We start from the raw sequence: 12331 nt of genomic DNA, 5'->3' as shown, positions 1-12331 counted from the left end.
CCGTTGAAAATGGCCCAACCGCAGCTATCATAACTACTTACGCCCATCGGCGGCGTGGAGGGTAAGCGAATGGCTAGCGGCCTGATTGGAATTCAGGTGCCGGGAAACCGGTTGTGGGTTCGAGTCCCATGCCCTCCGCTTTTGCGTTGCGTCGCACGGACTAGCACTGCGTTGCGTTAACTCTTGTCCGGTCTGGACTTGCGGCGACTGGTACTGGCTCTCTTGATCGCCCTCATCACCGCTACGCTCTTGCACGCCATTGCACGTGGATGCACCAAAAAGCACCTTGCGCGCTGCGCAATCGTCGGTGCCCGTTATTCCTAGCGTGACCGACTGGTCGTCTCAGTTGCTGACCATCGCCCCCAGCCGATCCGGAGATTCCACCTTCTGGCCCGATAGCAAATGACCATAGGTGTCCATAGTCAGCGTGATGCTCGAGTGCCTCATCAGCCCCAAGTCGATTGCCGCAGGGTACAAAATGTTTGCTTCGACGAGATTAAAGCATTTACCCCCCTCAGGAGGCCCGCAGTCACCAGCCCAGCGCGCTCGAGTGTCGCCCCACCCCTCGGGATCGCAATCCACCAGAAGGGTGCGCACGCAAGTGTTATTGCTGACTCCCACCTGCATCTTGACGGACAAGTTGATGCGATCCAGATACCACCTGAATGGACTAGTTCCTGGCTCCGGCGCAACGACTTCGAACGAGAACAGAGTTAGGGTGTGGAGGTTATGTGCGTCCTGGCCTAAAATCAAAATGCCCATGTGGTCGGTGACCGATCTCTTTTTTTCTTTTCAAGCAAACTAGCCATGACCACGCCTCTAAAGAATTCGCAAGCCGCAGCAGAAGGCTCACCTCTTGCGGACCCCACGCCTTGGGCTATTCGCTTCCAGCGATTGCGGGATGAAATGACAGACAGCGAGCAGCGCGTAGGGGCCTACTTTCTCGAGCACCCGGATTCGCTGCAGAAATCGATTAGCGAGCTGGTCGAAGTCTCGGGCCTGGGCTATGGAACCGTCATTAGGTTCTGCAAGAAGTTGGGCTGTCGGGGATTTCAGGAATTCAAAGTGCTGATGGCAAGGGATGTCATCGGGAAAAACACAGACGAGCAGTCAGGAGGCGATCCCGATTTCTTTCAGATCGTCTGCGATCGGATCAACGATGACCTAGCCCGGACAGCCAGAAATTTAGATCGGAATGAAGTGGAGCGTGCGGCCAGTGCACTACGCAACGCGAGCAGAGTATTGTGCGTGGGGGTTGCGAGCTCGGCTCCCCTGGCGTTGAGCTTGGAGTGGAAAATTAAGCGTTTAGGTATCAAGAGCTCCTTTCTATCCGATGGCTATGTCATGGCAGTCGAGGCATCTCTGTTATCTGAGGATGAAGTCCTTGTCGCGGTAAGTTCGTCCGGAACCACGAAAGACATCGTCACTGCTGCCAAGCTAGCCCGCAGCGCCGGAGCAACCGTAGTCGCCATCACAAACTTCAGAAAGACACCGCTTGTCGAGGCTTCTCAAATCAGGCTGGTCACATCGGGGGGGCGTGATCCCTTGATTGCGGAAGTGCCTTCGCTGGCCGACGGTGAGCTTGTCTTGACTTTGCTCGCCGAGTGCATCCGCAGACTCGATCCAGACGTGGATGCAACGGTACTCAAGACCTTTGACGCCATTGCCGATCGGAAGCTATAGCGCCAGCATCTTGTCTGGATATTTTATCCACCCCACTCTGCCTGCGTGCCCGATTCGCAACAAAAAAACGGTTGCGCACAGCCATCTGCAGAAGAAAACAACATGAAGAACTCGTTAATTGAGAGAAAAAAGGTTGCGTAGTCACCGCAGCTGGATATACTGTCCAGAAGTTTCGGGCGGAGCGGAGTATTGGCAACCACTTTTCACCCTCCAGATTCTGGCTGGGAAAAAAGCCTGATATCGGGAAGACCCGTATCGGTTGATATCGCACGACTTTCGGCTACAGCAAACGGAATAACGGATGGGATCCACCTCCACCTGCGGATTACGGTCGAGCCTGATTTCCCCGCGATCTCTTTTCCCTCTGCGGAAGGGATTCACGCTAGTCGAACTTCTCGTCGTCATCGCCATCATTGGCATCTTGGTCGCCCTGCTATTGCCCGCAGTGCAGGCGGCTCGTGAGGCAGCACGCCGAACCCAGTGTCAAAACAATCTCAAGCAGCTGGGATTGGGCATGCAGCTATATCACGACGCCAATAACGTATTCCCACCGGGGCATACCGATTGGAATGCCGACACCAGATACAATCGTCAACACAGCTGGATGACGTTGATACTTCCAAACGTAGAACAGCAGGCCCTCTACGACCTTTACGATTTTGAAAGAAAGTGGAATCAGGGCGATAACGGCCGCCTGGTCACACGCAGCGAGAACGGCAATCTGTCGGTTCAGCTTTGTCCATCATCGGAGCATATCAGCCCAGCACAGGGTGACTATGCGGGTATCAATGGCTGCGCAACCTACAGTCATGACGGCATTACAATTGTTGATGGCTGGGACAAAGGGCAAGGCTACGAAGCGGGACTGATGCCAGCCACCGGCACTCGCTGGCCGCGAAACAAACCAAAAGGAATCAAAGATTGCACCGACGGGACGACTTATACGATTCTGCTCGGTGAAGATGCCGGCCGTACCGACAAAGACAGGTACTGGGGCACTGCTGAGCAGACGTTTGCCCATCACAATCCAGTTCTCAACGCAGTAGATATCAATGGCGAACCGCAACGAAGCAACGAAATGTATAGCGACCACCCCGGCGGTCTCTACAGCGTGTTCGCTGGCGGTAATGTGAGATGGTTGAGCGAGTATACGTCAGAACGTGTGATCGATTTCATGACCACTCGCGCACAGCAGGAGTTATTGGATGGCGATAGTTTTGAACAATAGCCACGGTGCCTTGTTGATCGCACTATTGGCACTGGCACTCGGTGGGTGCAGTCAGGAGCCGTGGGGCTACGTAAGCGGTATAGTCACGGTTGACGGGCAACCTGTAGGACCAGGTACTTTAGTCTTCGAGCCTTCCGATCCCGAGCGGGGCAACGGGCCGTCGTCGCTGGGCTACTTTGACACTTCAGGCGAGTTTTCTCTTGTCAGTGCCGGTGGCAAGAAAGGAGCTCCGGTCGGAAATTACCGTGTCAAAATCATGGCCGGTGGACCAGGATCGCTCGCTGAAGAATCCGCTGCGATCGAGGCGCAAAAGAAACCATCCCCCATTCCATCCAAGTACTTTCACCACGATGCCGGCTTGACCGCCACCGTCAAGGATGGTGAGCAGGAGATCAACTTTGACTTAGAGTCCTGATTGCGAGGTAAGCGGAAGCAAGCTTGAAGTCGTGAAGTCGCAGATTGATTAGTTTGACACCTGGTGCTGTTAATGGAGCGAGCTACTGATGATTAGAACCCAACGACTATTGGCTGTATCGTCTTTCATTTCGGCTGTTCTCTTTTCTGGCAATCTCTTTGGCCAGACCTTGGTAGACACCGTATTCACCACTGGCTTTGACGGCTGGACAGACACCTTCAGCGGAAGTCCCGTAGCCGGAGGTCAGCCCAATTGGGGCGTTCTGTTAACTGGACCAAAGACACTCAGCGAGAGTTCGGACGGTCGTGCCGCCGATGGCTCCACCTCCGAAGGCTTGGGCGACGGGATGTTCACGCCTTACGTCCTGGTAAACACTGCGGACGAAACACCCGCTACCTACAACCTATCGGCGCGGATGGGCACCTATGACGATGATGGTTTTGGTTTGGTGTTTGGTTACCAAGACCTTGACAACTATTTTCGCGTAGGTTGGCGTCTGCAATCGAGTGGAAGCCTGGGCTTCGAAGAGGGGGTAGCCGTTCAGAAAATCGTCGACGGCGTCATCACTCAACTTGGCACCGGGCCGAGCCTGTTTCCCAGCGGCGACGGTTCGCTCAGCGATGTGGATGTGGATGTCGACGGGGCAAACTGGACGATCAGTGTCGATGGCAACGAAGTACTCAGTGGCTCAGACGCCGATCTCCAACCCGGCAGTTATGGCGTTCAATCCTGGGCGCAGCGGGAAGGAGGTCCTGGTGATCGCTACTACGGTACTGCCGTGGAAAGCATTGCAGTTTCCTCGTCCGTGCTCAACAAGACGACAACTTTCGCGGACGCCATCCCGGTCAACTGGCGACCGCTGATGATGACCAACGCCGAAGGCAACCAGGGCACTGGCGTCGATGACTTCGGTAATTTTCGCCAGGACTTCCGCGACGGCACTATCCGCGACGACACGAATGGCTACGAGTGGGCCACACCAACGGCACCCAATGTCGATTTCATCGGACCAGGTGTCGTCCTAGATGAGCCCGGCAGCGACGATCTTACGAACTACGAGATGAATGTTCGCATGGAAAGCGGAGATAATGACGGTATCGGTCTGCTACTGCGTGCGACTGGCGAAGAGTCGTTCTACCGAATCAACTTCGCTGCCGAACCAATGGACTCCGAGGGTGAGCGTGCCCCCCAGGGCATGTCTATTCAGAAGTTCGATAATGGCATCTGGTCGGAGTTGTATCGGGATGACCAGGACGACCCATCTTTCGTGTACTCGCATGAAGTACCGTTTGATGTGCGGGTGGCGGCGACGGGGAACTCCATTAAGGTTTGGGTGGTCGATGATCCTGATGGTGCCGCGACTACAATTAACTACCCGGCGGTGATCGACTCGAGCGACCCACTTCTTTCCGGCTCGGTTGGTTTCACCAACTGGGGCAACGGCACCATCGACAACGGTGTCGTCTACTCCGCATACGGGGGGGGTGGCACATCGTTTCTGGTAGCAGTTCCCGAACCTGGAACCGTGATCCTGCTTTCTCTTGCTGGTGGTTTGTTGCTGGCCGGACGGCGTTACTCGAACACTTGACTCCGCTTTTGAGTCCTGGGTCACCTTGTCAAAACCATCTTGGCGGGTGGTGGCCGTGTTGAAGCCTCTAATTCCGCTCACACCACAGACCCCAAAAATGGCAATGTTCACCAAACTGACATCGACAACCAGGAACCCTGCGATGCATTACTTGCCCCACCGCGGCACGACATCGGCCGCAGCTTTCACGACCATGTTTCTACTTGCCGCTTCGGTGTGCACAGGGCAAGTACTGGTCGACGACCCGTTTGTTACAGGGTTTGGGGGCTGGACTGACACCTATAGTGGAACTCCCATTGCGGGTGGCCAACCGACGTGGGGAACCCTCCTGACCGGTCCCAAGACGCTTAGCGAAAGTTCGGATGGGCGGGCGGCCGATGGCATAACCACCGATGGTGTCGCCGATGGCATGTATACTCCCTACCTGTTAGTCGACACAGCGAACACCACGCCAGCCCAATATACCCTGAGTTCTTCGATGGGCACGTATGACAATGACGGGTACGGTCTGGTGTTCGGCTATCAAGACAACGACAACTACTTTCGAGTAGGTCTGCGTGAGCAGGCTGGCAGCTCGGTTGGTTTCCCCGAAGGGGTGTCGGTTCAAAAGGTCGTGGACGGCAATATCACCCAGCTCGGCACGACCACCAGCTTCTACCCGACCATCACCGGAACGTTGGACAACATTGACGTAAGCGTAAATGGCAGCAGTTGGGCGGTATCCATCAACGGTGGGCAAGTACTCAGTGGCTCAGATGGCGACTTGTCTCCAGGCAACTATGGCATCCTTTCATGGGGGCAACGTGAAGGATCAACCGGCGATCGTTTCTGGGGAACTTCTGTTGACACTGTCTCGGTGTCCTCGACAACCGTAAACGAGACCACGACCTTCTCAGATGCAGTTCCGTTAAGCTGGCGTCCGCTCATGATGACCAACGCGGAAGGTGCTCAGGGTACAGGGGTCGACGACTTTGGCAATTTTCGCCAGGATTTTCGCAACGGCACCATCCAGGACGACACCAATGGATATGAATGGGCCACGGTTTCGGCACCCAACGTTGATTTCATTGGTCCGGGCGTAGTGGTCGACGAAGCTGGCGCCACCAGCTGGACCGACTATCGAATGAGCGCTCGCCTTCAGAATGGCGACAACGATGGCATCGGAGTGCTGGTCCGGGTTGCTGACGACGACTCGTTCTATCGGATAAACTTCGCTACGGAATCGATGGGAACGACGGAACAGCGGGCTCCCCGTGGCATGTCGATTCAAAAGAACGACAATGGCGTGTGGAGTGAGGTATATCGCGACGACCAGGACGATCCCAAGTTTCTGTTCAGTGACAGTGTCCCCTTCGATGTATCCGTCACCGCCATCGGCAATGCGATCAAGGTAGACGTGATCAATGATCCTGACGGAGTGGCGACACCTATTAGCTACGCTCCGGTGGTGGATTCCTCATCACCAATACTCTCAGGCTCCGTAGGCTTTACCAACTGGGGGAGCGGTTCCCAGGGCAATGGCGTTACCTTCTCTTCCTATGGCGGGGCCGATGGGCCGCTGCTGGTAGAGGCAACAACTGTCATCGATTTCGAAGTGACTGTCGACCGCGACACCGGCAGTGTCGTACTGACGAATAACACTTTGGAAGCCGTAGCTATCGCCGGCTACTCGATTTCGTCTTCGGGAGGCGCCCTGCGTCCTGATGACTGGACCTCCATCAGCGAGTTTTACGACGCCTCGCCTGGTGATGGATCTGTCGACGCGAATGATCCTTGGGCAATCCTGGAATCGACCGCTCTTAACCTGAGTGAGGAAGAACAGCCAGAGAATGACGGCAGCACATTGTCGGCTGGAGAAGCGGTCGATCTAGGATTGGCCTGGACGAAGTCGCCCATACAAGACTTGAATGTTCAAATCCGACTCGCTGATGGGAGTACCATACCTGCACTCGTGAGCTACATAGATGGCCCAGGCGGCATGCCCTACACGCGGAGCGACTTGAACACCGACGGCTCTCTAACAATAGACGACTGGCTGCTTTTCTATCCCAACACGCTAGCTGACCTGAGCGGACTCACCACCGTCGAGGCGGCCTTGGCTGGTGATCTCGACCTAGACGGCGACAACGACGTCGAGGACTTCGCACTATTCAAGGCCGACTACGACATGACCAATGGAGCAGGCGCCTTCGCAGCCATGGTGAATGGCACGAAAGTTCCCGAACCCTCCACGCTGGCAACGTTCACACTTGCAGCTCTCGGTTTCATCGGCTACCGACTTCGGGCGCTGTTTTCTCGCAAGGTCCGTCAATCAGTGCTAGCGGTTGGTTGCCTCATTGTCATGTTCGTTGGAACACGTCTAGCGGGCGCAGTGGGCGTTGACTTCACCGCCTTCAACGTCGACGCGTTTCCACTGGTGGCAGGTGGTCCCCCGGCTGAATGGGAGACGACGACAAAGACCGCTACCGTTCCCGGCAACGCAAGCATGAGCGTTCTTTACGGGCCCAATAGCGCGCTCAACAAACGCTACATCGGCCAAATCACACCGGGCACCGATGACGACATTGTCGGCCTCGTATTCGGATATCAACCGGGAGATGCCGACTATTTCGGTTCGCTTACCGGTGATTATTTGCTTGTCGACTGGAAGGGGATCGATCAAAACTTCGACTTCGCAGATGACCCTGACGATGAGGACGGCGATATTCCATTTCACGACTTTACCGTCGGTGGTACTGCACCGGCTGGCATCGCACTGTCGCGTGTGGAAGGTGTGCCAACGGCCGACGAGTTGTGGCTGCACACGAATTATCCTGAAGGCAATCCTTACGGGGGATTTCCCGATGACAATCCTGACGGTGGTGTTACCGAATTGGCGCGCGGCGCAACACTTGGATCGACGCCTTATCCACGAGATAACACTTCGTTCCTGATCGACGTAACCTACACTCCAACAAACATTACCGTTTCAGTAGATGGCGTGGAACAGTTCAATCAGAATGGTTCCTTTCCAGACGGCCGTTTTGGTTTGTACACGCTGCAGCAGTCGCAGCCAACGTTTTCGAATTTTGAGGAAGTGTCGATCGATTTCACCGGTCTGGAAGTTGTGGTAGATCGCACTGATGGATCGGTCGAGCTGGTCAATAATGGCGGACCATTGGAGATCGACTACTACGAACTATCCAGCCCGGGTGCGTCACTCAACGCCACGATCGGAAACGGCACTGGTGAGTGGACCAGTATTAATTCCACCGAAAGCGACGCCGCTGGTGTCGGCTGGGACGAAGCTGGAGGATCCAGCAGTACAGCAATTGGCGAATTGTTCCTTGAAGGTGCCGCTACTATCGCTGGTAACTCGACGATCGATCTCGGCGAAGCGTACAACAATCTGATGAACGCTGAGGATCTCATGCTCAAGTATCGCCTGGCAGGATCGGGACTTGTGTTAGAGGTGGCGGCTACTTACATCGGCTCACCACCTGCCGGCCTTGCCGGCGACTTTAACGACGATGGAACCGTAGGACTCGAGGATTACGTTGTATGGCGCAACAATCTCGGTTCGACCACAGCCAACCTTCCCAACGACAGCACTCCCGGCATCGTCGACGCCTCGGACTATCAGACCTGGAAAAACAACTTTGGAATGTCATCCGAGATCCAAGCTTCCTCGAATCAGGTGCCCGAGCCTTCGACTGCCCTTGGTCTGGTTGTTGTGCTGGCTCTGCTGGGCTGGAAGCACTCCCATGCAGCTAGAGAGTAGCAATTAGCCAACTGGATGACATTTCGTGGTGAACGCTGTCCCCAAAGCGGACTCGTTTCACTCTTCAATGGGCGAGCCGCCGATGCACATCGGCTAGACTTCGGTGGGAGATGCATAGATGAGTAGACTCAAAAGAGTCTCCAAGAGGCTTCGTTTGCAATTGGGACTTGGCCTTATCGCGATGATCCCTACAGGTATTTCAGCGGCTGCAGAACCACCGATTTCACCGGGCTCGTGGACCCTGGCGATTCTGCCCGACACGCAGATCTACGCTCAGTCCTATCCACAGCACTACGATGCTCAAACCCAATGGATTGCCGATCACGCTGAGTCGCACAACATCAAGTACGTGCTGCATGAGGGAGACATCACCAATCGCAACACGATAGGACAGTGGGACAACGCCCTGGCGTCGATGAACAAGCTAAACGGCGTGGTCCCTTATGCGATGGCTCCTGGCAACCACGACTACGGGCCAAACGGAAACGGTGGAGATCGGGACAGCTTCTTCAACTCGGACAGCTACTTTGGCCCCAACTCTTTCTATGGCAGTCAGGCGTCCGTCGGTGGCTTCTTCGAACCTTCCAAAACGGACAACTCGTGGCACACTTTCAATGCTGGGGGCAAAGACTGGTTGGTACTCGCGCTGGAATGGGGGCCTCGGAATGAAGTTGTCGACTGGGCCAATCAAGTGGTTAGTTCCCACCCCAATCACGACGTGATGTTGGTAACGCACGCGTACATGTATTACGACGAGACAATCTACGACTGGAGCACCAAAGGCAGTAGCCAGAGTTGGAACCCGCATGGTTACGGCATTCACAACACTAGCACCGCAAACGATGGCCAGGAACTCTGGGACAAGCTCGTTTCGCAGCACGACAATTTTCGTATGACCTTCAATGGCCATGTACTGAACGATGGCACTGGGTTTCGCAGTACAGCGGGAGTCGGCGGCAATCCCGTCCACCAAATGCTGGCAAACTATCAAATGAACGCTCAAGGCGGCATGGGTGACATGCGTCTTCTTGAGTTCAAGGACGATGGCGAGACGGTAGAGGTTCGGACGTATTCGCCCGTGCTCGATCGCCTCGACATGAGTTACGATCAACAGTTCACTCTGAATCTCAACGAACTCCACAGCCCGTTGACACCTCCTCCGCCGCCACTCATTTCCACTGCGGTGGCCGCCAACATCCTGGTAACTGGTCCTACCGACCCCGCCGCCAACACGGTCGACTCGGTCACAGTTCCCCACACTTCAGTACCGGCAATTGGCACTCTGCAAGTCAACAGAGGGGACTACGAAATTGCCATTGATGGCACGGGATTGGTCTACCACGACGGAGTGCTGCTAGCCACCATGCGCGAAAACGTGCGTGAAGGTTATCGCGGCACCGTGGAGGTTGGCAGAGATAGCTTTGGCACTGATATTCTCTCGCTATCGGTAATGGAAACTGGCAATTCGTCGAACAACGAACTGAACATGAATACGTCCGTTGCCTGGTTCCAGTTCCAAGCCGGCTGGCAGGGCGCTCACGTCAACTCCGATGGCACGATTGCCCCTGGAGCCTCGAACCGCGTAGACCAGTCCATGCTGGCGAAACAAGGTATGGGTCGCTACACGTTAGACCTCGGGGTAAACTCGGAGTCGGATGGACTGCTGTTTACCGTGGCAAATACCAATGGAAACACGCTGGTGCACACAGGGGTACTGCCATACGGAGAGGGCTGGGATATTCGCGTTCACGACAATGCCACCGATTTTGGAGCCACTGGCGAGGAAAAGGAATTCAGCTTCGTTTACATTCCGTTTCAAACGGAAGGTCTAGTCGGCGGACGATTCGATGGTGCTTCGAGTGCGAATCTAAGTTCTACCGGCAACTTCAGCATCACTCGACTCGCTACCGGCCAGTATGAGCTTACGATACCCGATGAATCTCCGGACTCCGGAATGCTACTGCTTTCCGTTGCTGGTTTGGCTAGCAAAGGTGGCATTACGGCTCCCGATGACAACACGCTCTCTTACGCCGCAGGCGATAGTGGCAGCTTTCTTATCGAATCGACCGACCTACCCAGCGGCAATCTGCAAGACACGACGTTTGCGTGGGCATTTGTCAAATTCTCCGAACCGATCGCGCCCGTCGTGCTGGCTGGCGACTACAATCGTGACGGAAATATAGATTTCGCTGACTACCAGCAGTGGAAGAGCCAGTTCGATCAATCAGGATCGTTAACCGCCGATGGCAATGGGGATGGAAGAGTCGATCTAGCCGACTACACGGTCTGGCGCAACAACCTGGGAAAGAGTCATCAATCGCTCCTCAACGGCAGCACTCAAGTGCTGGAACCGGCATCGATCGTCTTCGCCAGCCTGGCGACAGGCGTCGCGCTAGTGTCACTACGAGAGAGGGGCAAAAAGCAACAAGCGGCCGATGAGGCTGCCACAGCCCAGCTTCCATCTGCTCCGCCAACCGAGTGAAGCGAACGATTTCGGAACCAGCCCTTGATAATTGCCGTGATCAGGACAAAGCGCAACAGGATGCATCATTTTCAAACCCCAGGCTGTCGAACGACATGGGACCAGAATTCCCGGCCACGGCGGGAGTTCTGAATGTCGTTGATCGCATCAGCCGAAAGCGGGCGGCAAACAGCGTCGCCCGGTGAGAACCAAGTCATATGGACGCTCTGGCTTACCTACGGGGCGTTCTACTTTGGCCGCACCAACTTGGCCGTTGCACTGCCGGGAATTGAGGAGGAGTTTGGCTATGACAAAGTCCAAATGGGCGTTGTGTTGTTGTCGCTTAAAGTCGCCTACGGCGTGGGCCAGTTCCTAAATGGTCAACTAGCCGAACGGTTCCACCCTCGAATAATGCTCTCGCTCGGTCTGATCGGATCGGCCCTGCTAAACATCACTTTTGGCTTTGGAACAGCGCTTTACTTTTTTCTGTTCGTGTGGGCGATGAATGGATACTGCCAGTCACTTGGCTGGACGCCTTGCGTCCGAGTGATTGGAAACTGGGTTCCGATTGCTCGACGTGGCCGAGCGATGGGTATCGTTGGGACTGGTTATCAACTTACTGCCGGGCTCACTTTTGTCGTGGCGGGTGTTGCGGTGAGCGCGATGGGATGGCGCGGCGCCGTATGGGTGCCACCGGCAATACTGATTGCCGCGGCTGCAATTATGATTCTCTTTCTCAAAGAAAAACCTGACGACACATGCAACTCGGCTGCAGTACAATCAAGCCAGCTACCCTTGGAACAACGCCACAGTTTTCTGAAAAACTTGACGCTGACACTTTCAAATCCCGCTCTATGGCTATTGGCTCTATCGCTTGGTCTGCTCAACGCCTGTCGATACGGGTTCATCGACTGGGGGGTCTCCCACTTGTTTTCCATTGAGAAAGAACGGCTAGCGTCGGGCATGTCGATGTCGCCTCTGAGAACCGCCGAAGCGCTGGACTCGGCGGTGCTTTCTTCTGCTATCAAATATGCCATCTTGCCAGTCGGGGGGATTCTTGGATCCCTCTGGGCAGGATGGGCGAGTGATCGTTACTTTGGCAGTCGCCGAGCACCCGTAACTTGCGGGCTGTTGGTGGTACTGGGGATTCTTACCATTGCCTACGATGCAGTGGCGCGCGTTTCCTTTGTCGGGAC

7 protein-coding genes and 1 tRNA gene are annotated in these 12331 nt (G+C 55.3%); all 8 read left to right on the top strand.

The genetic code is table 11. The features are described from left to right. The first annotated feature begins 56 nt into the window (after nt 1–56). Nucleotides 57–138 (top strand) — tRNA-Ser (locus NG895_RS20010). Between the two features lie 669 nt (nt 139–807). Continuing rightward, entirely contained in the window at nt 808–1683 is an 876-nt protein-coding gene (locus tag NG895_RS20005; RefSeq protein WP_252854302.1) for a MurR/RpiR family transcriptional regulator, read from the top strand. Nucleotides 1684–1984: 301 nt separating this feature from the next. Further along, nucleotides 1985–2911 carry a DUF1559 family PulG-like putative transporter gene (locus NG895_RS19995; protein ID WP_279676575.1) on the top strand — a complete coding sequence of 309 codons (927 nt, stop codon included), beginning with the start codon at nt 1985–1987 and terminating at the stop codon, nt 2909–2911. Continuing rightward, a complete protein-coding gene (locus NG895_RS19990; RefSeq protein WP_252854301.1) occupies nt 2889–3326 on the top strand; it encodes a hypothetical protein in 438 nt (145 codons plus the stop codon). Before NG895_RS19995 ends, NG895_RS19990 begins: the two co-directional genes overlap by 23 nt. Nucleotides 3327–3414: 88 nt before the next feature. Beyond that, nucleotides 3415–4914, top strand: a complete 1500-nt coding sequence (locus NG895_RS19985) for a PEP-CTERM sorting domain-containing protein (protein WP_252854300.1) — start codon at nt 3415–3417, stop codon at nt 4912–4914. Between the two features lie 142 nt (nt 4915–5056). Beyond that, nucleotides 5057–8674 (top strand): PEP-CTERM sorting domain-containing protein, encoded by a 3618-nt coding sequence (locus tag NG895_RS19980; RefSeq protein WP_252854299.1) that lies wholly within the window; start codon nt 5057–5059, stop codon nt 8672–8674. Between the two features lie 181 nt (nt 8675–8855). Continuing rightward, nucleotides 8856–11156 carry a metallophosphoesterase gene (locus NG895_RS19975; protein ID WP_252854298.1) on the top strand — a complete coding sequence of 767 codons (2301 nt, stop codon included), beginning with the start codon at nt 8856–8858 and terminating at the stop codon, nt 11154–11156. A gap of 132 nt (nt 11157–11288) precedes the next feature. Continuing rightward, on the top strand, nt 11289–12331 hold a 1043-nt coding region (locus NG895_RS19970; RefSeq protein WP_252854297.1), incomplete at its 3' end, for an MFS transporter.

It is taken from the genome of Aeoliella straminimaris (assembly GCF_024054565.1).
GTDB lineage: Bacteria > Planctomycetota > Planctomycetia > Pirellulales > Lacipirellulaceae > Aeoliella > Aeoliella straminimaris.
This window is presented reverse-complemented; position numbering and strand designations above follow the sequence as displayed.

Coding starts and splice junctions, on each gene's coding strand:
- NG895_RS20005 (WP_252854302.1), top strand. CDS start 808: ATGACCACGCCTCTAAAGAATTCGCAAGCCGCAGCAGAAGGCTCACCT.
- NG895_RS19995 (WP_279676575.1), top strand. CDS start 1,985: ATGGGATCCACCTCCACCTGCGGATTACGGTCGAGCCTGATTTCCCCG.
- NG895_RS19990 (WP_252854301.1), top strand. CDS start 2,889: ATGGCGATAGTTTTGAACAATAGCCACGGTGCCTTGTTGATCGCACTA.
- NG895_RS19985 (WP_252854300.1), top strand. CDS start 3,415: ATGATTAGAACCCAACGACTATTGGCTGTATCGTCTTTCATTTCGGCT.
- NG895_RS19980 (WP_252854299.1), top strand. CDS start 5,057: ATGCATTACTTGCCCCACCGCGGCACGACATCGGCCGCAGCTTTCACG.
- NG895_RS19975 (WP_252854298.1), top strand. CDS start 8,856: ATGATCCCTACAGGTATTTCAGCGGCTGCAGAACCACCGATTTCACCG.